The organism is Streptomyces sp. NRRL S-920 (assembly GCF_000717945.1).
In the GTDB taxonomy this organism is placed as follows: Bacteria; Actinomycetota; Actinomycetes; order Streptomycetales; family Streptomycetaceae; genus Streptomyces; species Streptomyces alboniger.
Genome location: NZ_JODF01000001.1, coordinates 113,583 through 135,945 on the forward strand (window position 1 = coordinate 113,583; position 22,363 = coordinate 135,945).

20 protein-coding genes and 1 pseudogene are annotated in these 22,363 nt (G+C 71.9%); 9 read left to right on the forward strand and 12 right to left on the reverse strand.

Going from position 1 to position 22,363, the window contains the following annotated elements; translation table 11 throughout:
- Nucleotides 1-13: 13 nt before the first annotated feature.
- Complete coding sequence (locus IG54_RS0100485) at nt 14-1,381, forward strand: NAD(P)-binding domain-containing protein (protein WP_420712214.1); 1,368 nt, start codon at nt 14-16, stop codon at nt 1,379-1,381.
- 129 nt (nt 1,382-1,510) lie between these two features.
- Complete coding sequence (locus IG54_RS0100490; RefSeq protein ID WP_030775618.1) at nt 1,511-1,765, forward strand: chaplin; 255 nt, start codon at nt 1,511-1,513, stop codon at nt 1,763-1,765.
- A 60-nt stretch (nt 1,766-1,825) separates the two neighbouring features.
- Here IG54_RS0100490 and IG54_RS39035 read toward each other — a convergent pair whose 3' ends face one another.
- Together IG54_RS39035 and IG54_RS0100500 are read right to left on the reverse strand one after the other, a co-directional pair.
- Entirely contained in the window at nt 1,826-4,015 is a 2,190-nt protein-coding gene (locus IG54_RS39035) for an FG-GAP repeat domain-containing protein (RefSeq protein ID WP_158708762.1), read from the reverse strand.
- A gap of 73 nt (nt 4,016-4,088) precedes the next feature.
- Nucleotides 4,089-4,739: a DUF6629 family protein gene (locus IG54_RS0100500; RefSeq protein ID WP_030775622.1), complete on the reverse strand. Its 651-nt coding sequence runs from the start codon at nt 4,737-4,739 to the stop codon at nt 4,089-4,091.
- A 98-nt stretch (nt 4,740-4,837) separates the two neighbouring features.
- Between IG54_RS0100500 and IG54_RS0100505 the strand changes: the two genes are divergently transcribed.
- Nucleotides 4,838-5,446: a GNAT family N-acetyltransferase gene (locus tag IG54_RS0100505; RefSeq protein ID WP_037895881.1), complete on the forward strand. Its 609-nt coding sequence runs from the start codon at nt 4,838-4,840 to the stop codon at nt 5,444-5,446.
- A 30-nt stretch (nt 5,447-5,476) separates the two neighbouring features.
- Here IG54_RS0100505 and IG54_RS0100510 read toward each other — a convergent pair whose 3' ends face one another.
- From IG54_RS0100510 to IG54_RS0100520, 4 genes are all read right to left on the reverse strand, one after another.
- On the reverse strand, nt 5,477-6,721 hold the full coding sequence (locus IG54_RS0100510; protein WP_030775626.1) for a GDSL-type esterase/lipase family protein: 1,245 nt from the start codon (nt 6,719-6,721) through the stop codon (nt 5,477-5,479).
- 12 nt (nt 6,722-6,733) lie between these two features.
- The gene (locus IG54_RS41760; protein ID WP_158708763.1) at nt 6,734-7,105 is read right to left on the reverse strand and encodes a hypothetical protein; all 372 of its coding nucleotides are present in this window, start codon (nt 7,103-7,105) and stop codon (nt 6,734-6,736) included.
- Nucleotides 7,102-8,193, reverse strand: coding sequence for a M20 family metallopeptidase (locus tag IG54_RS0100515; RefSeq protein WP_030775628.1), 1,092 nt, complete (start codon nt 8,191-8,193; stop codon nt 7,102-7,104). Before IG54_RS0100515 ends, IG54_RS41760 begins: the two co-directional genes overlap by 4 nt.
- Nucleotides 8,194-8,343: 150 nt before the next feature.
- Nucleotides 8,344-8,880 (reverse strand): GNAT family N-acetyltransferase, encoded by a 537-nt coding sequence (locus IG54_RS0100520; RefSeq protein WP_063756168.1) that lies wholly within the window; start codon nt 8,878-8,880, stop codon nt 8,344-8,346.
- Nucleotides 8,881-8,905: 25 nt separating this feature from the next.
- Here IG54_RS0100520 and IG54_RS0100525 point away from each other — a divergent pair, with 25 nt between their 5' ends.
- The 4 genes and pseudogenes from IG54_RS0100525 to IG54_RS0100540 all read left to right on the forward strand — a co-directional run bounded on the left by IG54_RS0100525 (nt 8,906) and on the right by IG54_RS0100540 (nt 13,075).
- Nucleotides 8,906-9,427 carry a CGNR zinc finger domain-containing protein gene (locus tag IG54_RS0100525; RefSeq protein ID WP_030775634.1) on the forward strand — a complete coding sequence of 174 codons (522 nt, stop codon included), beginning with the start codon at nt 8,906-8,908 and terminating at the stop codon, nt 9,425-9,427.
- Nucleotides 9,428-9,655: 228 nt separating this feature from the next.
- Nucleotides 9,656-11,035, forward strand: a pseudogene (locus tag IG54_RS0100530) (alpha-amylase); the annotation flags it as partial.
- A gap of 89 nt (nt 11,036-11,124) precedes the next feature.
- On the forward strand, nt 11,125-12,000 hold the full coding sequence (locus tag IG54_RS0100535; protein ID WP_030775639.1) for an LLM class flavin-dependent oxidoreductase: 876 nt from the start codon (nt 11,125-11,127) through the stop codon (nt 11,998-12,000).
- Between the two features lie 61 nt (nt 12,001-12,061).
- Nucleotides 12,062-13,075: a LysR family transcriptional regulator gene (locus IG54_RS0100540; protein WP_078593556.1), complete on the forward strand. Its 1,014-nt coding sequence runs from the start codon at nt 12,062-12,064 to the stop codon at nt 13,073-13,075.
- Here the strand turns inward: IG54_RS0100540 and IG54_RS0100545 are convergent.
- Nucleotides 13,072-13,755 carry a TetR/AcrR family transcriptional regulator gene (locus tag IG54_RS0100545; protein ID WP_234335907.1) on the reverse strand — a complete coding sequence of 228 codons (684 nt, stop codon included), beginning with the start codon at nt 13,753-13,755 and terminating at the stop codon, nt 13,072-13,074. The genes IG54_RS0100540 and IG54_RS0100545 overlap by 4 nt on opposite strands.
- Nucleotides 13,756-13,918: 163 nt before the next feature.
- Here IG54_RS0100545 and IG54_RS0100550 point away from each other — a divergent pair, with 163 nt between their 5' ends.
- Complete coding sequence (locus IG54_RS0100550) at nt 13,919-15,151, forward strand: acyl-CoA dehydrogenase family protein (protein WP_267883622.1); 1,233 nt, start codon at nt 13,919-13,921, stop codon at nt 15,149-15,151.
- A complete protein-coding gene (locus IG54_RS0100555; protein ID WP_030775654.1) occupies nt 15,148-15,900 on the forward strand; it encodes an SDR family oxidoreductase in 753 nt (250 codons plus the stop codon). Before IG54_RS0100550 ends, IG54_RS0100555 begins: the two co-directional genes overlap by 4 nt.
- A 51-nt stretch (nt 15,901-15,951) precedes the next feature.
- Here IG54_RS0100555 and IG54_RS0100560 read toward each other — a convergent pair whose 3' ends face one another.
- The 5 genes from IG54_RS0100560 to IG54_RS0100580 all read right to left on the reverse strand — a co-directional run bounded on the left by IG54_RS0100560 (nt 15,952) and on the right by IG54_RS0100580 (nt 22,063).
- Nucleotides 15,952-16,575, reverse strand: coding sequence for an isochorismatase family protein (locus tag IG54_RS0100560; protein ID WP_030775657.1), 624 nt, complete (start codon nt 16,573-16,575; stop codon nt 15,952-15,954).
- A gap of 35 nt (nt 16,576-16,610) precedes the next feature.
- Nucleotides 16,611-17,603 carry a GlxA family transcriptional regulator gene (locus IG54_RS0100565; RefSeq protein ID WP_030775660.1) on the reverse strand — a complete coding sequence of 331 codons (993 nt, stop codon included), beginning with the start codon at nt 17,601-17,603 and terminating at the stop codon, nt 16,611-16,613.
- Between the two features lie 170 nt (nt 17,604-17,773).
- Nucleotides 17,774-19,222: an argininosuccinate synthase gene (gene argG / locus IG54_RS0100570; RefSeq protein ID WP_030775664.1), complete on the reverse strand. Its 1,449-nt coding sequence runs from the start codon at nt 19,220-19,222 to the stop codon at nt 17,774-17,776.
- Between the two features lie 55 nt (nt 19,223-19,277).
- Nucleotides 19,278-19,754, reverse strand: coding sequence for a (2Fe-2S)-binding protein (locus tag IG54_RS0100575; protein WP_030775666.1), 477 nt, complete (start codon nt 19,752-19,754; stop codon nt 19,278-19,280).
- A 17-nt stretch (nt 19,755-19,771) separates the two neighbouring features.
- A complete protein-coding gene (locus tag IG54_RS0100580; RefSeq protein ID WP_051819166.1) occupies nt 19,772-22,063 on the reverse strand; it encodes a molybdopterin cofactor-binding domain-containing protein in 2,292 nt (763 codons plus the stop codon).
- Nucleotides 22,064-22,363 lie beyond the last annotated feature (300 nt).

Genomic DNA, 22,363 nt, shown 5'->3' on the forward strand with positions numbered 1-22,363 from the left:
AAGGGGAGTCGCCGTGACCACGCCGATCCATCACCCGCCCGCCACCGACCTGCCCACCGTGGTGATCGGCGCGGGCCCCGTCGGCCTCGCCGCCGCGGCCCAACTCGTCGCGCGCGGCATCGAGCCCCTGGTCCTCGAAGCCGGCGCCGCGGCCGGCAGCGCCGTGCGCGAGTGGTCGCACGTACGTCTCTTCTCCACCTGGGCCGAGGTCGTCGACCCCGCCGCCGAGAAGCTCCTGGCCCCCACCGGCTGGGTGAAGCCGGACGGCGCCACCTACCCGACCGGCGGCGACTGGGCGCGGAGATACCTGCGGCCGCTGGCCGACGCGCTGGGCGACAAGGTCCGCTTCGGCGCGACGGTGACCGGAGTCTCCCGCCGGGGCCGCGGCCGCGTCGTCGACGCCGACCGCGAGCAGCAGCCCTTCACCGTGCACATCCGGAACGCCGACGGCAGCGAGCAGCGCGTCATCGCCCGCGCCGTCATCGACGCCTCGGGCACCTGGGCGACCCCCGGCCCCATCGGCGGCGACGGCCTGCCCGCGCTCGGCGAGCGGGCGCTGAGGGAGCGCATCTCGTACCGCGTGCCCGACCTCAAGGACCCCGCGGTTCGGGCGCGTTACGCGGGCAGGCGCACCGCGGTGATCGGCTCCGGGGCCTCCGCGTTCACCGCGCTCGCCTCCCTGGCCGACCTCGCGAAGGAGGCCGCGGGCACCCACGCGGTCTGGGTGCTGCGGCGCGGGATCGGCGGCGCGACCTTCGGCGGCGGCGAGGCCGACCAGCTCCCGGCCCGCGGCGCCCTGGGCCTGGCGGCGAAGGCCGCCGTGGACGACGGGTACGCCGACGCCGTCACCGGATTCCGCGCCGAATCCGTCCACGAGAGCGGCGACCGCCTGGTGCTCACCGCCGACGACGGCCGCCGCCTCGACCCGGTCGACGAGATCATCGTCCTGACCGGCTTCCGCCCCGACCTGTCCTTCCTCGACGAACTGCGCCTGGGACTCGACGACCGCCTCCAGGCACCGGTCGGGCTGGCCCCGCTGATCGACCCCAACCAGCACTCGTGCGGCACGGTCTACCCGCACGGCGTGAAGGAGCTGTCCCACCCCGAGCCGGGCGTCTACCTGGTCGGCATGAAGTCCTACGGCCGCGCCCCGACGTTCCTCGCCATGACCGGCTACGAGCAGGTCCGCTCCGTCGCCGCCGCCCTAGCCGGTGACCAAGAGGCCGCCGAGCGCGGGGAACTGACGCTCCCGCAGACCGGAGTCTGCGGTGGGGCCGGTCTCTTCGACGAACCGGCAGACGTACGGGTGCCGGGCGGTGCGCTGGTCCCGGGCGGTGTGGAGCAGGCGGGCGGCTGCTGCGGCACGCAGTCGGTGTGCTGAACGCTCCGCGGGAAGCGAAGCCCTCTTGCCCGCCCATATCGCCCGAACGGCGGTGAGCGTTCGCGCAAGCGGCCCAGAGGCCGTCTGCTGGAGAGCGATCGCATTTCCTACCACGGAGGAGATCACTCCATGCGTGTCCGCACTCTCAGCGTCGCCGTCCTGATCGCCGCCAGTGTCGTCGTGGGCGGCGCGGGCCAGGCCATCGCCGACCCCGGCCCCGACGACGGCCCCACCGCCACCGGCGTCAGCTCCAACAGCCCCGGCGTCATCTCTGGCAACACCACTCAGGTGCCCATCGAGCTCGGCGCCAACGTCTGCGGCATCTCCCTTGACGTCCTGGCGGCTCTCAACCCGGCCCTCGCCAACATGTGCAAGGCCAACTGACCACGCCGTCAGCGAGGTCAAGCGGCCCGGACCGGGACTCCCGGGCCGGGCCGCGGCCTGTCAGCCGATCGACGCCCAGTGCTTCCAGTAGTTCGCCGCACCGGCCGAAACCCGGCCCGCGAAGGTCCCGTCGCCCTTGCCCGCGTTGAGCCACAGGCGGTCGGAGGTGTCCCGCGAGAGCAGGTCCTGCTTGCCGTCGCCGTTCACGTCACCCGCGCCGATGACGTCCTTGTAGGAGGCGCCCCAGTCCTTGAAGACGCGGACGCGGTCCTTGAGCTTGCCGGTGCGCAGACCCACGTAGCGCCACAGCTCACCGGACTTGTCGAGCGCGAGCACGTCCCCGAGGCCGTCGCCGTCGAGATCCCCGGCGCCGATGACGCGCGTATAGCCGGTCCAGGCGGTACGGATCTTCACCCGTGGCTTGAAACCGCCCGAGCCGTCGGCCGCGTACAGGTACACGTCACCCGTGGCCTTGTCCCGGGCCAGCAGGTCGGGAAGGCCGTCCCCGGTCTGGTCGCCGCCGGCGAACAGCGTGTCGTAACCGCTCCAGTCGCGGGCGAGCCGCTTGTACGCCGAGTCGGGCGACGGCAGGCCGCCGCACACCGGGGTGTAGAGGCGGGTCTCACCACCGGGCAGCCGCACGATCAGGTCGTTGCAGCGGTCGCCGTCGACGTCACCGAACGGCACGACCCGGGTCTTCTCGTCCCACGGCGAGGCGTAGAAGGTCTCCGTGGGGTTGGTGGTGTCCCCGGTGTACAGCTTCATCGACGCGCTGAACGACAGGCCCACGACATCCCCGCGCGAGTCGTCCGCGTAGTCGTGCCACGCGGGCTTCGCGCGGGTGCCCGTCGTCGCGGTGAACGCCGTAGGCGTGCTGCCGTCGGCGGACGACTGCGCCCAGACCGCCACCGGGCGCCCCTTGCCGTCGACGGCAGCCCGGCCCGTGCTCGCGGTGTCCTTCGTCTGCGAGTTCAGAGTGCGCGGCTTGGCCAGGTCGCCGCCCTCGACGGTCTGCGCCACGAAGTCCGCGCGCAGGGAACGGCCCAGCTCGAAACGTTTCTGCGTGTACGTGACGACGACCGCGCCGCCCGCCCCGGCCACCGCGCCCAGCGAGTCCGCGTCGACGTTCGAGGCGAGCTTGCGCGCCTCGCCCCAACCGTCCCGGGAAGCCAGGCGGGTGGCGACGCCCGGGGTCCCCTGCGCCAGCATGCCGACCGCCGTGACGTCACCGTTCGGCGCCGTCAGCAGCTCTGCGGGCGCGTACGCCCGCGAGCCGACGCCGACCTGTTGCCTCGGGCCCCACTCCGCGGCCCCGGCCGCCTTGCGGGCGTAACCGCCGAGCGACAGCAGATGGAAGCCGCCTTCGGGGTGGGCGGCCAGCGCGACCTGCTCGGGCTTCTCGCCGAGCTGCGGCAGATCCCGCGGCGCCGTCCAGGAGGAAGCCGAACCCGCGGGCTTCTCGACGTACTTGTAGTGCCACTTGTACGCGGACGGGTCCGGGTCGACTCCATCGCCCGTGTAGTGACTGTTGCCGCCCCAGATCACGCCGACCGTGCCGGCGGGGTCGACGGCGACCCGTACGTCCCGCAGCGTGTAGTCGTAGACGTGGTCGTCGCGCACGATCGGGTCGGGCAGCTGGTCCAGCGTCTTCGGCGCGGACCAGTCGGCGCCGGGACCGGACCGCTCGACGACGGTCAGGCGGCGCTCCTCGTCCATCCACGCGACGGCCTGGTGGCCCTCGGCGTTGGACGCCAGCGTGGTGGTCTGCGTGCGCCAGTGGCCGCGCGCGACCGTGCCGGTGGTGACGTCCTCGGCGGGCGAGAAGGCGGTGCCGTCCGGCGCGAGGCGGGACATCCTCAGCGTGTCGGCCCCGCCGTCCGCCGGACTCTTCCACCACAGCAGCGACACCGAGCCGTCCTCGGCGCGCTGGAGGGTGCCGCCCGGCGGCGCGGGCTCGGCCGACTGCCAGGCCGTGCCGCCGGCGGGCCGCACCGACAGCACGGTCTTGCCGCCCTGGGTGAAGAGCCCGGCGACGGTGCCGCCACGGGTCGACTTCAGGTCGACGACGCCGGTGACACCGGTGAGGCCGGGCAGTTCCTTCGGCGCGGTCCACGGGCCGAGCCCGGCCGGGACGGCCGCGGGCGCCGCGGTGGGTGTGGTCGCGGGTGTGGCCGCCTGGACGGCCGGCGCGATGGTGCCCAGCGCGAGCGCGGAGACGAGCGCGCTCCCCAAGAGCGCGCGAGACTGCATGGTCATATGAGAAAGCCCCCCCGGGCTTGGTGCCTGTCCCGGCTCACTGCCGGGAAATCAGCCGAAGCGTATATCAGCCAAGATCGTGCCGTGTTCGACCCGTCGGCCGCGGCGGGCGACGCCCGCCGACCCAGAAGCACAGCACCACCGAACACACCGCCGCGGCCGCACACCACGTCGAGAGGTACTCCTGCCGCCACAGCGCCACGGACACCACGGCTCCCAGGGCGACCAGGACACCGAACAGGACGAGGCCCCGGTCGCCGGACAGGAGAAGGGAGCCGATCGTGGCGAGAAAGTAGCCGCCGACGATCAGCTCCGCGTAGGGGAGTCCCAGGGAGTACCCGATGGTGTGCCCACGGATCTCGGCCGTCACCGCGCGGGTCGCCAGCGCGTACGCGAGCGCCGCCGCGGTCACGGCCCCCGCCGCGAGGGGAACGAGCAGACGACGGCGGGCGCCCGGGGAGACGGCGCACAGCACGGCGGCCGGGACCCACAGCGCGGGCAGCGGGAGCGCGATGACGGCCCAGGCGAGCGTGGCGGGCCCGGCACCACCGCCACCGCGCCAGACGGCGGCCTCGATGATCTGGTGGACGCCGAGGAGCAGCGGCAGCGCGGCCAGCGGCAGGTCGCGGGGCCGCCGCGCCGCCAGGACCACCGAGGCGGCTCCCACGGCGGCGATACCGGCGCCCGCGACGAGGTCGGCCGTCGCACTCCAGCACATGGCGGCAACGCTACGGCCGGGCCGGCGCGGGGGCGCGCGCTGGCGCTCCTTCGGGGGTACCCCCCGAGCTGAAGATCATCGGATGCAGAATGACCCGTATGCCTATAACGAACACGCCGAAAGCGGCCACGCTCGACGACGCTCCGCTGATCGGCCGCACCCTGGCCCGCGCCTTCGGCGACGACCCGATGATGCGCTGGTTCTTCCCCGACGAGGCCTCGCGCGAGGCCTCGTTGGGGCGCTACTTCAGCACGATCTTCACCCGGCAGTACGTCCAGCACGGAGTGTGCGAGCGCACCGAGGCGGCGGCCGCGTTCTGGGTGCCCGCGGAGGCGCAGGAGAAGGCCGTTCCCGACGCGGACACCATCCAGGAGCTGCGGAACATCCTCGGCGACCGGGCGGAACTGTTCGGGAGCGCCGTCGAGATGGCAGCCCAGCACACGCCCCAGGAACCGCACTGGTCCCTGGCGCTGATCGGCGCCGACCCGGCCGCCCAGGGGCAGGGACAGGGGGCCGCCCTGCTGCGCTCGGGCCTGGCCCAGGCCGACGCGACGGGGCAGCCCGTCTATCTGGAGTCCTCCAAGGAGTCCAACCTCCCCGTCTACGAGCACTTCGGCTTCACCGTGCGCGAGGAGTTCCGGCTGCCGGGGGAGGGGCCGGTGCTCTGGTCGATGTGGCGCGAACCGCGCCCCCTCGCAGACGGCTGAGGTCTGTCCGGCGCCCCCCGCCGCCCCGCCTCACGACTTCAGGGCGAACGGTCCGTCCGAGCCGAAGGCCGACGCGGCGAAGCGCTCGCCGATGAGGCGCTGGATGGCGGCGTCGGGATGGAGCTGGTCGGGCAGCGGCAGTTCGGCCGCGTCGGCCTGGCCGTACAGGTCGCGGCCGTCGAGGTAGTGGAGGTTCGCGTCGTCGGCGGCGCGCTGGCGCACGATACGGGCCAGCTCGTCCCGGATGACGTTGAGCGTCAGCTTACCGGCGGCCCGCTCCGCGGGATCGCCCATGGCCTTGAACCGGAGCCTGCCCTCAGCGATGTTCTCCAGGTCCGGGGCGCCGGGCCCGGGGGTGTCCTCGTGGATCGGGCACAGGATGGGCGAGACGACCAGCAGCGGGGCCGTGGGGTGCCCCTCGCGGATCGTGTCGAGGAACCCGTGCACCGCGGGCCCGAAGGCGCGCAGCCGCATCAGGTCCAGGTTGACGATGTTGAGGCCGATCTTGACGCTGATCAGGTCCGCGGGGGTGTCGCGCATGGCGCGCGCGGTGAACGGGTCGAGGAGGGCACTGCCGCCCAGACCGAGGTTGATCAGCTCCACGCCGCCGAGGGAGGCGGCCAGCGCCGGCCAGGTCCCGGTCGGGCTGGCCGCCTCGGAGCCGTGGCTGACCGAACTGCCGTGGTGCAACCACACCTTGCGGCCGTTTTCCGGGACCGGCTCGACGGGGGCGTCGGTGCGCAGGGCGACCAGTTGGGTGATCTCGTTGTGGGGCAGCCAGATCTCCACGTTCTTGACGCGGTCGGGCAGGGAGGGGAAACGGACGGTGCCGACCGGCCCGGGCACGGTTTCCGACGAACCGGTGGTCATGTCCACCAGCAGGACATTGCCGCCGGTCACACTGGCCTGGCCGCTGAGGGTGCCGTCGACCAGCAGGTCGTACACGCCGTCCGGGCGCGGCGGGGCGCCCTGGTAGGACGTCTTGGTGCGGAGCGTGTCCAGCTCGACGGTGGTGGCGCGGGTGCGGAACGCCAGCCGTACGCCGGAGGGTTGGGCCTCCGCCATCGCCAGCTGGCCGTCGGCGCACTGGGCGCGGGCCCGGGCGGGCAGCCGGTGCGGCAGCACCCCGTGCTCGGTGCGCTCCAGATCGAGCGCGCCGCGCAGGAGATCCGCGGCGAGGGAGAGGGTGATCGGGGTGGTGATCAGGTCCGTTCCCCGGGACCGCCCCGGGGTGGCGGGGGTGGGGCCGGGGGCGGGGTCGTGCGGAGAGTTCATGATCCCAGCGTGTCAAGCGGAATCGCGATCCGCACATGGTTTTCCGGCCCGACGCACATCGGCTTCCGCTGTGCCGGGCGGCGTGTGACGACGTACGAAGTCCGGTTGGGGAAGCCGTGACGTGAGCAGCGTGGGGGAGTCGACGCTGCCGACGACTGGCAGACCATCGCGTACCGACAGCCGCTCGTGTACCGACAGTGCGGTCACGGCATCGGCCGGCACATGGACGGGCGGCGGGGCCGACGACGCCCGCGAGAGCGTCCGCCTCTGCTCGGCCCCCATCGGGGACACGCCCGGCGCGGAGCCCCAGGTCTCCTCGAACAACGCGTTGGCGGCCGCCGGTTCACGCAGCTTGTGCGGCTCGCGGACGGCGAGGTCGCTCACCGGAGGACGTCCTCGACGAGGGCGGCGAGGAGCCGTGCCCGGGGGACCATCTCGGCGACGACCACATGCTCGTGGTCGGCGTGCGCGCCGCCGCCGACGGCCCCCAGACCGTCCAGCGTCGGACAGCCGAGCCCGCCGGTGAAGTTCCCGTCGGACGCCCCGCCGACCGCCGCCGAGAGCAGCGTTCCCCAGCCCTGCCGCCGGGCGATCGCGCGGGCTCGCGCGAACAGCTCGGCGGACGAGGTCTCCTCCAGGGGCGGCCTGTGGGGGCCGCCGCGCACCTCCAGGCGCGCTCCCGGCACGGTCACCTTCAGCGCCCGCATGCAGGCGTCCACCCGCTCCTGCGCCCTGCGGGTCGGGACCCGTACGTCGACGCTGACCGTGGCCTCGGCGGGCACCGTATTGGTCGCCGAACCCGCGCCCACCACCGTGGGGACCACCGTCGTACGCCAGTCGTGCGGCGCGCCCGCGTTGACCTCGTCGGCCACTCCCTCCAGAGCGAGGATGAGATGCGCGGCCTCGACAGCCGCGTTGACACCCTTCTCCGGCTCGAGGCCGGAGTGCGCCGCCGCGCCGTGCACCACCAACTCGTAGGCAGAAGTGCCCTTACGTGCCGTCTTCAGCGCGCCCCCGTCCGCCGAGGCCTCCAGAACGAAGGTCGCCGCGCACTGCCGCGCCGTCTCCTCGATGAGTGGCAGCGAGGTGTCCGAGCCGACCTCCTCGTCCCCGGTCACCAGGACGCACACACCCTCGAGGGAGGGGAGCAGGGCCAAGGCGTGGAACATCTGCACGAGACCGGCCTTCATGTCGAAGATCCCCGGGCCGCGCGCGATGCCGTCGCTGACCGACCACGGATGCGTCGCCAGGGACCCCGTCGGCCACACCGTGTCGTGGTGCCCGAGGAGAAGCACCCGGGGCGTACCGAACGTCCACCGCAGATGCGTCACGCCGTCGACGACCAGACGCTCGGGCTCGGCGCCGAGAAGGCGGGCCCCCTGCGCTGCCACGACGTCCGCGCTGCGTGCCACGGCCGCCAGGTCCGAGGAGAAGGACTCGCACACCACCAGCTCCTTGAGGTCCGCGACCATCGCGGCGAGCAGATCCTCGGTCGCCTTCGACCCGCGGGGCCCCTGCGACCCGTGGGTCCCTGTTGGCTCTTCGGTCACCTTCGACTCCTCCCCGAGAACAATCCCGCGATGCTAGCTTCTCGGGGTGCGGTCGGCTCGCGGCGCCGCCTTTCAGGGGCGCCAGTAGAGCGCGGGGTCCGGGTGGTCGACGAAGCCCAGCGCGCGGTAGAGCGGTTCGCCCTCCGGTGATGCGTACAGGTCCACGCGGGAGGCCTCCCGCTCGCGGAACCAGCCGAGCAGCGCCCGCATGATCGCGCGACTGTGGCCGCGCCGCCGGTACGCCGGGTCGGTGACCACGCCGATCACGTGGCCGACCCGGCCGCTGGGGTTGTGCGGGCCGGGAAACCACTGGTCGACCGTGCCGATGCCGCAGGCGGCCAGGCCGTCGTCGCCGTCCACGACGAAGATCCGTGCGGACGCCCCGGCCGGCCGGTCCTCGGCCAGCCGTTCCTTGAGTACCAGGGCGAGGCGGTGGCGCCAGTCGTCACCGCCGGACGCGGGGTTGAAGTACTCGCCCCCGAGATCCTCGAACAGCAACGCACGCAGCCGTACCAGCTCCGGAATGTCACTCTCGACGGCCTGCCGCACGACAAGGCCAACACCGCTGGTGCGGTGGGGTGTTGCGAGGTGTTCCACGGTGTCTCTCATGAAATCACCTTGATGTAATGACCTTATGCATCTCAACCCTTACGGCGCAGACGCCGTGAACCTGGCGGCGGACCTCGCCAACCGGCGTCCGAGCGGCGCGGAGGAACTGACGGATCGGTGCCGGGCGGCCGGGCTGACCCTGGAACGCCCGGCGACGCCACGAGACATGGACGTCCTCGAAGGCGCCCTCGACGCCTGGGAGAAGGTCGTCGACGCCACCGACGAGGAGGAGCGCGCCGAGGCGGTCAACGCCATGCTGGCCGCCTCCGCCGCCCACCCCCGGCTGACCGACCACGCGGGCGACGGCTGGCATCTGCACTACCGCGACGATCAACTGCCCCTGGGCTCCCTGCTGTTCTCCCTGATATCGGTCGGCACCGCCCTGCACCTCGTCGGGCGCGGCATGCATCGATTGCGGCGGTGCGAGGTCACCGAGTGCACCACGATCTTCGCGGACACCTCCCGTACCGGACGGCAGCGCTACTGCTCCCACCCGTGCGCCAACCGCGACGCGGTACGCCGTCACCGCGCACGGGCCAAGCGGTGAGGGCGGGGATCCACGCGAGCTAAGGCCTGCGCGAAGGGTTGACCGGGCGTTTGAAGACGCTTACGGTCCCGATCGCAAGTTCTTGCAGATTCAACCTGCAAGATTCTGCAAGCGATTCGCCGCGCATGGAGAGGTCCGCCGCGCGCGGATCGCCGTCCGGGGGCTCCCGCGCCCCGGCGTCCGCGTCCCCCCACCCCCACTGGAGGCCCCGTGAACGGCTCAACGCACATAGCCCGCAGACCAGTCGCCGCGACGCTCGCCCTGGCGGCCGGCGTCCTCGGGAGTCTCGTCGCGCCGGCGCCTCGGGCGGAGGCGTCACCGCCCGGCGGCAAGGACGTCACCGCCGTCCTCTTCGAGTGGCGCTTCGACTCGGTCGCCAAGGCGTGCAAGAACCAACTCGGCCCGGCCGGTTATGGGTTCGTGCAGGTCTCGCCGCCCCAGGAGCACATCCAGGGCGGCCAGTGGTGGACCTCGTACCAGCCCGTCAGCTACAAGATCGCCGGTCGCCTCGGGGATCGGGCGGCCTTCAAGAACATGGTCGCCACCTGTCACGGCGCGGGCGTCAAGGTGGTCGCGGACGCCGTGATCAACCACATGGCGGCCGGCTCGGGGACCGGCACCGGTGGCTCGTCCTACACGAAGTACGACTACCCCGGCACCTACTCGGGTGCCGACATGGACGACTGCCGTTCCGTGATCACCAACTACGGCGACCGCGGGAACGTACAGAACTGCGAACTCGTCGGCCTCGCCGACCTGGACACGGGGGAGGGCTATGTGCGCGGTCGGATCGCCGCCTACCTCAACGACCTCCTCTCGCTCGGCGTCGACGGTTTCCGGATCGACGCGGCCAAGCACATGCCGGCGGAGGACCTGGCCGACATCAAGTCACGGCTGAGCGATCCGGGCGTGTACTGGAAGCAGGAGGCCATCTACGGCGCCGGTGAGGCGGTCTCGCCCAGCGAGTACCTCGGCAACGGAGACGTCCAGGAGTTCCGGTACGCCCGTGACCTCAAGCGTGTCTTCACCAACGAGAAGCTCGCCTATCTGAAGAACTACGGTGAGGGCTGGGGGTACATGACCTCCGGGAAGTCAGCCGTCTTCGTCGACAACCACGACACCGAACGCGGCGGCGACACCCTCAGCTACAAGGACGGCGCCAACTACACCCTGGCCAACGTCTTCATGCTCGCCTGGCCGTACGGGGCGCCCGACGTCCACTCCGGGTACGAGTTCTCCGAACGTGACGCGGGCCCGCCCAACGGCGGCTCGGTGAAGGCGTGTTACTCCGACGGCTGGAAGTGTCAGCACGCGTGGCGCGAGATCTCGGGGATGGTCGCCTTCCGCAACACCGCGCGCGGTGAGGAGGTCACCCGCTGGTGGGACAACGGCGGCAACCAGATCGCCTTCGGCCGCGGCGACAAGGCGTACGTCGCCATCAACCACGAGGGCTCCTCGCTGAAGCGCACCTTCCAGACCGCGCTGCCCGCGGGATCCTACTGCGACGTCCAGTCCGGCAGGCGCGTCACGGTCGACTCCGCCGGGCAGTTCACGGCCACGCTCGGCGCCAACACGGCGGTCGCGCTGCACGTGGGGGCGAGGACGTGCGGATCCTGAACACCCGCCGACGCGCGCACTGTTGATCGGTCGGCAGGAAGCGGGTGATCGCTCGGGAGGAAGCGGGGTAGGGAAGCGGCATGACTGCTCTCGGCGTGGTGTTCCGGCCCCAGCTTCCTCCCGAGCGACTGCGCGCCACGGTGCGTGCGGCCGACGACGCGGGCCTCGCGGAGCTGTGGCTCTGGGAGGACTGCTTCTTGGAGAGCGGCATCGCCTCCGCGGCCGCGGCACTGGCCTGGTCGGAGCGGCTGCGCGTGGGGGTCGGCCTGCTGCCCGTGCCGCTGCGCAACGTTGTGCTCGCCACGATGGAGGCGGCCACACTGCACCGGCTGTTCCCCGGCCGCGTCACGCTCGGTGTCGGGCACGGCGTGCAGGACTGGATGGGGCAGGTGGGCGCGCGGGCCGAGTCGCCGCTGACCCTCCTGCGCGAACACCTCGACGCCATGCGGGCGTTGCTGGCCGGGGAGCGCGTGACCACCGAGGGGCGGTACGTCCGGCTGGACGGCGTCGCGCTCGACTGGCCGCCCGCGTCGGCGCCCGCCGTCTACGCCGGTGCGCGCGGCCCCCGGTCGGTGCGGCTGACCGGAGAGGCCGCCGACGGCACGATCCTGGACGCGAGCACCACACCGGAAGGCGTACGGGAGGCGTGCCGGCTCATCGACGAGGGAAGGCGGGCCGCCGGACGCACGGACACGGCCCACCCGGTGGTGGTCTACCTCCACGCGGCGCCCGGCCCGGACGCGCAGGCCCGGCTGCGCGCCGAACTCGGGCGCGACGGGCGGGAGGGAACGCCGGGCCTCGGCGTGGCGGGCGGCGCCGAGGACGCGGCGAAGGCCGTCCGCCGCCTCGCCGAGGCGGGAGCGGCCACGGTCGTCCTCCAGCCCACCGCCGACGAGCCGGACCCGGAGGGCTTCATCCGCTTCGTCACGGACGAGGTCGCCCCGCTGGTGCCGTAGGCCCTGCCCGACGGGGGCCCAGCACGGGCCCCCGCCGATGCGGAACCGTAGGCTCACCCGTATGGGAAACAGAGAGGCGCCAGCCCCGCAGACCGGCACTGGTACCGGTACCGGCTCGGAAACCGGTACGGGCACCGCCACCAGTACCGGCACCCCCACCGGCTCGGGCACCGGCACCGGCTCGCTGGATCTCAACCAGCTGCGCACCTTCCTCGCCGTCTACCGCTCGGGCTCCTTCACCGCGGCCGCCCGCCTCCTCGGCCTCTCGCAGCCCACGGTCACCGCGCAGATCCGCTCCCTGGAGCGCCAGCTCGACCGGGAGCTGTTCGAGCGGCTGCCGCGCGGCGCCGCCCCGGCGCCGTTCGCGGACGAACTGGCGTCCCGCATCGTCGAGCCCCTGGACGCCCTCGCCGAGGTCGCGGGCCACGGCGGTGACGGCTCGGCGGAACCGGTCCATCTGGCAGGGCCGGCGGAGTTCCTCTCCCATTGCGTGTTGCCCGGCCTCGCGCCCCTCGTGGAGAAGGGGGTGCGGCTGCGGATCACGACGGGCCTCACCGAGGACCTCCTGGACGGCCTGCGCGCGGGCCGCCACGACCTGGTGGTCGCCACGGTGCGGCCCCGCGGCCGGGCGCTGGCCTCCGTGCCCCTCGCGGACGAGGAGTTCGTGCTGGTCGCGGCGGGCGGCTGGGCGGAGCGCATCGGCGGGCCGGAGCGGATCACCGCGCAGGGGCCCGCGGCGCTGCGCGGCGTGCCCCTGGTGGCGTACGCCGATGACATGCCGATCGTCCGTCGCTACTGGCGTCACGTCTTCGGCAAGCGCCTCGTGTGCGAGCCCGCCGTCACCATGCCCGACCTGCGCGCGGTCAAGGCGGCGGTGGTGGGCGGCGCCGGATTCAGCGTGCTGCCCCGCTATCTGTGCCTCGACGAGCTGGCCTCGGGGGCCCTGGTCCTGCTGAACGACCCGGAGGACCCGCCGATCAACACGGGCTACCTCGTACAGCGCCCCGGCTCCTCGGACAACCCGCACGTCGCGCTGGTCAGGGACCACATGCTGGAGAACGCGCGCGACTGCTAGCCGGTGCCGGAGTCGGTGCCGGTGCCCGTCCCGGGGCCGGGGTCCGTGAGCTGGAGGGTGTTCTCCCAGATTGTGTTGAGTGTCCTGACGAGTCGCTCGTACGGGATGCGCTGTCCGAGTACGAACACCATGTAGGCCATGCGGCTGACCATCACGGACAGGGCGTGCGCGGTCACCAGGGGATCGAGGCTCGCGTCGGCCTCGCCGTTCTCCTGGAGTGTGCGGATCAGCTTGGCGTTGCGCCGTGCGAACGCGTTGCCGCGCTCGATGCGCAGGGCCATGAACTTCTCGTCGATCTGGGCGACTTGCTCGAACAGTGCCATCAGGCGCGCGTTCTTCTTGTACGCGCGCAAGTACTCGCGGTTCGACGCGTCGATGAGCCGGCGGGTGTCGGTGATGCCGGTGCGCTCGCGCAGATGCGGGTGGAGCATCTCCTCCTGCACCTGCTCGACGAGCGCCTGGAAGATCTCTTCCTTGCTGTTGAAGTACGTGTAGAACGACCCGGAGGCGACCTGCGCGGCCTTGGAGATGTCCGTGATCCGGGCGTCCAGATACCCGTCACGTTCGAAGACCTCGCGGGCGGCGGCGATCAGCGCGTTGCGGGTCCTGACACCGCGCGCGCTGCGTGGCGTGATCGGTTGCTTCTGGCCGCCGTCTGCGGCCGGGGCCTGGGCAGCCACTGCGATCCATTCACTGTCGTTCGAACCTGTACGTAACCTGGCAGCGGATGCTATCAGCAGCCGCTGACTCCCCTCGGCGGTAGGCGCGTTCATCTTATTGAGCTTGGCATTGAACCTGAATCCGGATTCAAATACGGTGGCCGGGCCGGCAGGGACCACAACCGTGGGAGGACTCGTGTTCGACGTCAGCGACAGGGCCAAGGAGTACGGGAAGAAGCTGCTCGCCTTCATGGACGAGCACGTCTATCCCGCCGAGGCGGTGTACGAGGCACAGATGACGGAGTCCGGCGATCCGCACTTCCATCCGCCCGTGCTCGAAGAACTGAAGGCCGAGGCGAGGAAGCGGGGCCTGTGGAACCTCTTCCACCCGCACCCGCGGTGGGGCCCCGGCCTGACCAACCTGGAGTACGCGACGCTCGCCGAGATCATGGGCCGCAGCGCGCACCTCGCCCCCGAGGCCACCAACTGCAACGCGCCGGACACCGGCAACATGGAAGTCCTCACCCTCTTCGGCACCGAGGAGCACAAGGAGAAGTGGCTGAAGCCGCTGCTCGCGGGTGAGATCGCCTCCGCGTTCGCGATGACCGAACCCGCCGTCGCCAGCTCCGACGCCCGCAACATCGAGATGCGGATGGTGCGCGACGGCGACGACTACGTCCTCAACGGCCGCAAGTGGTGGACGTCCAACGCCCTGCACAGGAACTGCCGGGTGCTCATCGTGATGGGCAAGACCGACCCGGACGGGCCGAGCCACCGGCAGCAGAGCATGATGGTCGTCCCGCTCGACACCCCCGGCGTCACGGTCCTGCGCGGCCTGCCCGTCTTCGGCTACCAGGACCGCGAGGGCCACGCGGAGGTGCTCTTCGAGGACGTACGCGTCCCCAGCACCGCCCTGCTCGCGGGCGAGGGCGACGGCTTCATGATCAGCCAGGCCCGCCTCGGCCCCGGCCGCATCCACCACTGCATGCGCTCGATCGGGATGGCCGAGCGCGCCCTCGATCTGATGATCGACCGCGCCCGGTCCCGGACGACGTTCGGCGCGCCGCTGTCCGACCGGGCCAACATCCAGGATTGGATCGCCGAGGCCCGCATCGAGATCGACATGGCGAGGCTCCTGACCCTCAAGGCCGCCCACCTCATGGACACCGTCGGCAACAAACAGGCCCGCACGGAGATCGCCGCCATCAAGGTCGCCGCGCCCGAGGTGGCGCTGAAGGTCGTCGACAGGGCGATCCAGGTCCACGGCGGCGCCGGGGTCTCCGACGACTTCCCGCTCGCGCGCATGTACGCCCAGCTGCGCACCCTGCGTCTCGCGGACGGCCCCGACGAGGTGCACAAGCGCACCATCGCCCAGCGGGAACTGCGCCGCCGCGAGAACGAGCGGAGCGCGCGGTGAGCGGCCCGCTCGCCGGCAGGGTCGCCCTCGTGACGGGCGCCTCGCGCGGCATCGGTCTCGCGGCCGCCGCGGCCCTGCGCGAGCGCGGCGCACGCGTTGTCATCACCTCACGCAGCGACGAGCGCGCCAAGGAGGCGGCGGCCCAACTGGGCGACGACGTCATCGGATGCGGCGCCCACGCCACCGACGAGGAGGCGGCGCGCGCCTGCGTCGACCTCACCATCGACACGTACGGCCGGCTCGACATCCTCGTCAACAACGCCGGTACGAACCCCGCGTTCGGCCCCGTCATCGACCAGGACCACGCCCGGTTCGCCAAGACGATGGACGTCAACCTGTGGGCGCCGATCCTGTGGACGTCGCTCGCGGTCAAGGCGTGGATGGGGGAGCACGGCGGCTCGGTCGTCAACACCGCCTCGATCGGCGGCCTCATGGTCGCCCAGGACGTCGGCATCTACCACGTCTCGAAGGCCGCGCTCATCCATCTCACCAAGCAACTCGCCCTGGAACTCGGCCCGAAGGTCCGCGTCAACGCCATCGCCCCCGGTGTCGTACGGACCAGACTGGCCGAGGCGCTGTGGCAGGAGAACGAGGCACGGGTCGCCGCGGCCACCCCGCTCGGCCGCATCGGGGAGCCCGAGGACCTGGCGGAGGCCGTGGCGTTCCTCGCCGGGGACGGCGCGCGCTGGATCACCGGCGAGACCCTCGTCGTCGACGGCGGGCAACTCCTCGGCCCCGGGCCCTTGTGAGGGCCGCCGGCCGCGACGGTCCCCGGGGCCCCGGGGAACCGGCGCGGGCTCTCAGGCGGGCAGGGCGTCGACGGTCGGCACGACGGTGCCGAACAGGTCGGTGACGGTCGTCAGGGCGGCCGTCTGGAGGGCGGCGGCGGACAGGACCGTGCCGTCCGGGGCGGTGAGAGCGCGGGTGGCGGTCGCCTCGGCGACGACGGTGGGCCGGTAGCCGAGGTTGAAGGCCCCCTGCGCGGTGTAGTTGACGCACATGTGCGTCATGAAGCCGGCCAGCACCAGATCCTTGCCGCTGCCCGCGGCGACGCCCAGGTCGCCGAGCGTCTTCTCCAGCTCGGTGGCGTGGAAGGAGTTGGGGAACTGCTTCACCACGACCGGCTCGCCCTCCACCGGGGCGACCTCGTCACACAGGGAGCCGATGTGGGCGCGGATGTCATAAGGGGTGTTCTCGCCACCGTCGTTGATGATGTGGACGACCGGGACGCCCGCGGCGCGTGCGCGCCCCAGCAGGCGTGCGGCCGCCGCGAGTGCCGTCTCGGCACCGTCCAGGGTCATGACTCCGGTCCGGTAGGTGTTCTGAAAGTCGATCATGATCAGGGCGGACTCGCTCAGCCGGGGCGCCTGGTTGTCCAGGCCGATCACGTCGCGCAGGGTCGTGGACGCGTGGTGGGTGGTCATGGTCGTGGGGTGCCTTTCGATGGGAACAGTGATGGTCAGCCGGTGCTGACACGGAACCGGCGGCGGTAGGCGGCCGGGGTGATGGCGAGTTGGCGCCGGAAGGCGCGGTGCAGGGTCTCCACCGAACCGAGTCCGGCGGCCGCGGCGACCTGCTCCAGGGAACGGTCGGTGCTCTCCAGGAGCCGCCGGGCCGCCTCCACCCGGGCCGCTTCGACGTAGTCGGCGGCGCTGGTGCCCGTCTCCTGTTTGAACACGCGGGCGAAATGCCGCTCGCTGAGGCACATCCGGGCCGCAAGCGCCGCCGCGGACAGGTCGTCGCCGAGGTGCCCGGCGATCCACAGCCGCAGCTCGTCGATGTCGCGGCGGTCGGACGCGGGGCGGCTGAGCGGCACGGAGAACTGGCTCTGCCCGCCCTGCCGCTTCAGGAACATCACCAGCTGCCGGGCGACCGCCAGCGCGATGTCCTCCCCCTGGTCCTCGGCCACCAGCGCCAGCGCGAGATCCAGGCAGGCGCTGATCCCGGCACCCGTCCACAACCGGCCGCGGTCGGTGCGTACGAAGATCGGGTCCGGGTCGACCGTGACGGCGGGGTGGTCGGCGGCGAGCTGTGCGGCGGTCGACCAGTGGGTCGTCGCCGTCCTGCCGTCGAGGAGTCCGGCCGCGGCCAGCAGATGGGCGCCGACACACACCGACGCCACTCGCCGGGCGCCCGGGGCGGTCTCCCGCAACCACTGGACGACCTCGCCGTCGATACGGGCGCGGGGGCCGTCGTCGGTCATGTCGACCGCACCGGGCACCAGCAGGGTGTCCACCCGCCCGCCGACCTCTTCGAAGGACACGTCGGTGAGCAGCCGCACGCCCGCCGAGGTGCGCACCGGGCCGACGACCGGCCCGGCGAGGCGGACCTCGTACCCGGCACGGCCCCCGGTCTCGCGGTTGGCCAGCGCGAAGACCTCGGCAGGGCCGGTCACGTCGAGGAGATCGACATCGGGGAAGACCGCGATGACGACGCGGTGCGAAGGGGGCATGCGGCCATCCTCCCGGCCCCCGCCCGATGGCGGCAATGACGATTCCCTGTCACATCCGGACACGCCCCCACGGTCGTGCCCGTGGGGCCCGTGACACCTGGGGCGCCCGTGACGCACGCGAGCGGGCCCGGCGGAACGAATCCGCCGGGCCCGCTCGCATGGGGGTGTACTCAGTCCGTGCCGGACTCCATCGCGGCGCGGTCCAGCATCGACTCCTCGTCCGTCGTCTCGCCGCGCGAGGCGATCGCCTGGGCGCCGCCCGCGTCCATGGCGCCGATCAGACCCGTCGAGGCCGCCTGCGCGGCGCCGATCGGCGTCGGGTGGACGGTGCCGACCAGGCCCAGCTCGACGTACTGCTCAAGACGGGAGCGCGAGTCCGCGATGTCGAGGTTGCGCATGGTGAGCTGGCCGATCCGGTCCACCGGGCCGAACGCCGAGTCCTCGGTCCGCTCCATGGAGAGCTTGTCCGGGTGGTAGCTGAGCGCCGGGCCCCGCGTGTCGAGGATCGAGTAGTCCTCGCCGCGCCGCAGCCGCAGCGTCACCTCGCCGGTGATCGCCGCGCCCACCCAGCGCTGGAGCGACTCGCGCACCATCAGCGCCTGCGGGTCGAGCCAGCGGCCCTCGTAGAGCAGCCGCCCGAGCCGCCTGCCCTCGTTGTGGTACGCGGCCACGGTGTCCTCGTTGTGGATGGCGTTGACCAGGCGCTCGTAGGCGATGTGCAGCAGCGCCATGCCCGGCGCCTCGTAGATGCCGCGGCTCTTGGCCTCGATGACGCGGTTCTCGATCTGGTCGGACATGCCGAGGCCGTGCCGGCCGCCGATCGCGTTGGCCTCCATGACGAGGTCGACCGGGGAGGGGAACTCCTTGCCGTTGACCGTCACGGGACGGCCCTGGTCGAAGCCGATCGTGACGTCCTCGGTGCCGATCTCCACCGACGGGTCCCAGAACCGCACGCCCATGATCGGGTCGACGGTCTCCAGGCCGGTGTCGAGGTGCTCCAGCGTCTTCGCCTCGTGCGTGGCGCCCCAGATGTTGGCGTCCGTGGAGTACGCCTTCTCCGTGGAGTCGCGGTAGGGCAGCCCGTGCGCGACCAGCCACTCGGACATCTCCTTGCGGCCGCCCAGCTCGCTCACGAAGTCCGCGTCCAGCCAGGGCTTGTAGATCCGCAGGTGCGGGTTGGCGAGCAGGCCGTAGCGGTAGAACCGCTCGATGTCGTTGCCCTTGAACGTGGAGCCGTCGCCCCAGATCTGTACGCCGTCCTCGAGCATGGCCCGCACGAGGAGCGTGCCGGTCACGGCCCGCCCCAGCGGCGTGGTGTTGAAGTACGGACGACCGCCCGACTTGATGTGGAACGCGCCGCAGGCGAGCGCCGCAAGGCCTTCCTCGACCAGCGCGGCACGGCAGTCGACGAGTCGGGTGATCTCGGCGCCGTACGCGGAGGCTCGGCCGGGCACGGACGCGATATCGGGCTCGTCGTACTGCCCGATGTCGGCGGTGTAGGTGCACGGGACGGCGCCCTTGTCGCGCATCCAGGCGACGGCGACGGAGGTGTCGAGACCGCCGGAGAAGGCGATACCGACGCGCTCGCCGGTGGGGAGGGAGGTGAGGACCTTGGACATGGCAAGAGTATGCATCAGAATGCATGGCCATGCAAACAGCTCTCGCCCGGCCGGCTCACATGTTCTTCGCGCCCGCCTTGATCGCCTCCCGGATGCGGGTGTACGTGCCGCAGCGGCAGATGTTGCGGATCTCGTCCAGATCGCGCTCCTCGATCTCACGTCCCTCGGCGGCGGCCCGACGCACCTTGGCGACGGCGGTCATGATCTGCCCCGGCTGGCAGTAGCCGCACTGGGCGACGTCCAGCTCCAGCCAGGCCTCCTGCATCGGGTGCAGCTCCTTGCCGACGGTGGCGGGCAGCCCCTCGATCGTGGTGATCTCGTCATTGGGGGCGATCTTGGAGACGGGGACCGAGCAGGGGTTGAAGGCCTTGCCGTTGATGTGCGACGTACAGGCCTGGCAGACGCCGATGCCGCAGCCGTACTTGGGTCCGGTCACGCCGAGGAGATCACGCAGGACCCACAGGAGACGTACGTCGTCCTCGGCCTCGACGGTGATCCGCTCGCCGTTCAGTGTGAAGGTGTGGCTCGCCATGGCGGGAATCAGGCTCCTCAGAAGGCGCGGTCGAGACCGTCGGTGGGGGACTGGGGGGTGGAGGGCTCGCGGGGGAGCGGGTCGAAGCCGAGCGTGCCGTGGTTGATGGGGAAGCTCGTCGGCAGCGTCCCGGTCGCGCGCGCGTACGCGCAGGCGATGGCGGCGAACGCGGGAGCGACCCCCAACTCGCCCGCACCAGCGGGCTTCTCGCTGTCGCTCGGCATGATCACCACGCGCAGTTCGAGCGGCGTGTTCCACTGCCTCGTATAGAAGTAGTTGTCCCAGCTGCCCTCCAGCGGCAGGCCGTCCTTGATGTGCAGGCTGGATGTGAGGGCCATCGCGAGCGCGTCGTTGAAGCCGCCCATCATCTGAGCCTCCAGGCCGCGGGGGTTGATGGCGAACCCCGCGTCGACGACCATCAGCGCCTTGGTGACGCGCGGTCCCGTCACCGCGTCCCGGATCTTCCGGTTGACGGTCTCGGGGCGACAGTCGATCTCGACGAGCGCGGCGACCGCGCCCCGGTACTCCGCGTGTACGCCGACGCCCTGCGCCAACCCGGCGGGCAGCGGCCTGCCCCAGCCGCCCTCCTCGGCCGCCCGGTCCAGGACGGCCCGCAGCCGCTTGTCCTTGAGGAACGCGCGGCGGAACTCCACCGGGTCCCTGCCCATCCTCGCGGCGAGCTGATCGACGACCAGCTCCCGCGCGCACGCCACGTTCGGGGAGTAGATGTTGCGCATGCTGCCCGTGTTGAACTTCAGCGGCACCTCGTTCAGCAACTGGGTCGTGGCGCCGAAGTGGTACGGCGTGGACTGCGTCAGCTGGAAGATCGTCTCGGCGAACGTCAGATTGCCCGCGACGGGCAGCTTCGCCGCGGCCGACGTGATCATCTCGCCGAGACCGTGGCCGAAGTCGGTCTGCGAGCCGGTGTGCCGCTGCTCGTAACTGAGGACGTTGCCGAGGGCGTACGTCGCCCGTACGCGCGAGACGCACATCGGATGCGTACGGCCCTGGCGGAAGTTGTCCGTGCGGGACCACGACAGCTTGACCGGCTTGCCCATCTTCTGGGAGATCTCCGCCGCCTCGGCCGCCACGTCGTGGAAGAGATGCCGGCCGAAGGACCCGCCGCCCTCCACCACATGCACGGTGACCGCCTTTTGGGGCAGCCCCAGCCGGGCGGCGATGTCCTGCTGGGCCACGATCGGGACCTTGAGGCTCGACCAGATCTCGGCGCGGTCGGCCCGCACGTCGGCAATCGCGTTGTCCGGCTCCAGCGGGCTGTTGCTGGCGAACGCGAAGGTGAACTCGGCGTCGACCTTCTTGGTGAACAGCGGTGGTACGACCATGGGCAGGGCGGCCGCCTTGATCTTGCGCAGGACGGTGTCGTCCGATTCCGTGTCCACCGTGCCGCGCCCCCAGGTCACCTCCAGGGCGCGCAGCGCGTCGATGCACTGGCCGAAGGTCGCACCCCGCACGGCCACCCCGTGCTCGATCACCGCGACATCGGTGATGCCCGGCATCCGCAGGACCGCGTCGGCGTTGTGCACCGCCTTGACCGTGCCGTTGATCGTCGGCGGCCTGCGCACCATGGTGGGCTTGGCGTCCGGGACGTCGTGGTCCATGCCGAACTTCTTGCGGCCGGTGACGATCTCCAGGGCGTCGATACGGTTGCGGGGCGTGCCGAGCACCGTGAAGGCCTCGCGGGGCTTGAGCCGCGCGGTGGCCGCGCGGACCTTCGCGCTCGCGGCCTTCTCGGCCAGTGAGCCGTACGTGGCGCTGCGGGCCCCGCACCGGATCACGCCGTCCTCGACCGTCAGCCGGGAGGCCGCCACGCCCCACTCCTCGGCCGCCGTCGACACGAGCCGCTGCCGGGCGACGGCGGCGGCGGTGCGGACCGGCAGATACATGCTGCGCATCGAGTTCGAGCCGCCGGTGAACTGGTTCATCAGCAACTCGGGCCGCGCGTCGGCGAGCGCGACCCGCACCTTGTTCAGCGGCAGGTCCATCTCCTCGGCGATCATCATGGCGATCGCGGTGGTCATGCCCTGGCCCACCTCCGCGCGGGGCACGGCGAAGGAGGCGGTGCCGTCGGTATGCACCTGGACGGTGATCAGCCCGGACGTGGGCGCCGCCACCAGGTTCTGGAGATCGCCGAGGTCGAAGAGGTTCTCGGGCTGCGGCGGGGACGGTACGGCCGCCGCGGCCTCCTGCCCCTGGACCGCGTCGGCGCCGAAGCGGACGCCGACGGCGAGGGTCGGGGCGGCGAGCAGATAGGCGAGCACTCTGCGGCGCTCGGGAGCGGGTTCTGTCATGGGCGGTCCTTCCAGCGGAGGGGGACGAGGGGCACGAGCTGGTACGAGCGGGTACGAGCCAACGGCGGGACAAGTGTGGCGTGTTGGAGTCGGTGCGGAGGGGCCTGGGGCGGCCCGCGGCGGCCGGGTGGCCGGGAATCATCGGCCCACGTGCCGCGCGCCACGTGCCGTTCGCCAGGTGGCAGGTGACAGGTGCGAGGTGGCGGCGGCTGCCATGGCCCGTACGGCAGTGCGACGCCCACTGTTCGCCCGGTCGTCATCTGCCGTCACCCGCGATCGACGAGCATCTGGGATTCATCT

Excerpts from the sequence above, each read along its gene's own strand:
- IG54_RS0100490 (WP_030775618.1), top strand. The coding sequence starts at position 1,511 with ATGCGTGTCCGCACTCTCAGCGTCGCCGTCCTGATCGCCGCCAGTGTC.
- IG54_RS39035 (WP_158708762.1), bottom strand. The coding sequence starts at position 4,015 with ATGCAGTCTCGCGCGCTCTTGGGGAGCGCGCTCGTCTCCGCGCTCGCG.
- IG54_RS0100500 (WP_030775622.1), bottom strand. The coding sequence starts at position 4,739 with ATGTGCTGGAGTGCGACGGCCGACCTCGTCGCGGGCGCCGGTATCGCC.
- IG54_RS0100505 (WP_037895881.1), top strand. The coding sequence starts at position 4,838 with ATGCCTATAACGAACACGCCGAAAGCGGCCACGCTCGACGACGCTCCG.
- IG54_RS0100510 (WP_030775626.1), bottom strand. The coding sequence starts at position 6,721 with ATGAACTCTCCGCACGACCCCGCCCCCGGCCCCACCCCCGCCACCCCG.
- IG54_RS0100515 (WP_030775628.1), bottom strand. The coding sequence starts at position 8,193 with ATGGTCGCGGACCTCAAGGAGCTGGTGGTGTGCGAGTCCTTCTCCTCG.
- IG54_RS0100520 (WP_063756168.1), bottom strand. The coding sequence starts at position 8,880 with ATGAGAGACACCGTGGAACACCTCGCAACACCCCACCGCACCAGCGGT.
- IG54_RS0100525 (WP_030775634.1), top strand. The coding sequence starts at position 8,906 with ATGCATCTCAACCCTTACGGCGCAGACGCCGTGAACCTGGCGGCGGAC.
- IG54_RS0100535 (WP_030775639.1), top strand. The coding sequence starts at position 11,125 with ATGACTGCTCTCGGCGTGGTGTTCCGGCCCCAGCTTCCTCCCGAGCGA.
- IG54_RS0100540 (WP_078593556.1), top strand. The coding sequence starts at position 12,062 with ATGGGAAACAGAGAGGCGCCAGCCCCGCAGACCGGCACTGGTACCGGT.
- IG54_RS0100560 (WP_030775657.1), bottom strand. The coding sequence starts at position 16,575 with ATGACCACCCACCACGCGTCCACGACCCTGCGCGACGTGATCGGCCTG.
- IG54_RS0100565 (WP_030775660.1), bottom strand. The coding sequence starts at position 17,603 with ATGCCCCCTTCGCACCGCGTCGTCATCGCGGTCTTCCCCGATGTCGAT.
- argG (WP_030775664.1), bottom strand. The coding sequence starts at position 19,222 with ATGTCCAAGGTCCTCACCTCCCTCCCCACCGGCGAGCGCGTCGGTATC.
- IG54_RS0100575 (WP_030775666.1), bottom strand. The coding sequence starts at position 19,754 with ATGGCGAGCCACACCTTCACACTGAACGGCGAGCGGATCACCGTCGAG.
- IG54_RS0100580 (WP_051819166.1), bottom strand. The coding sequence starts at position 22,063 with ATGACAGAACCCGCTCCCGAGCGCCGCAGAGTGCTCGCCTATCTGCTC.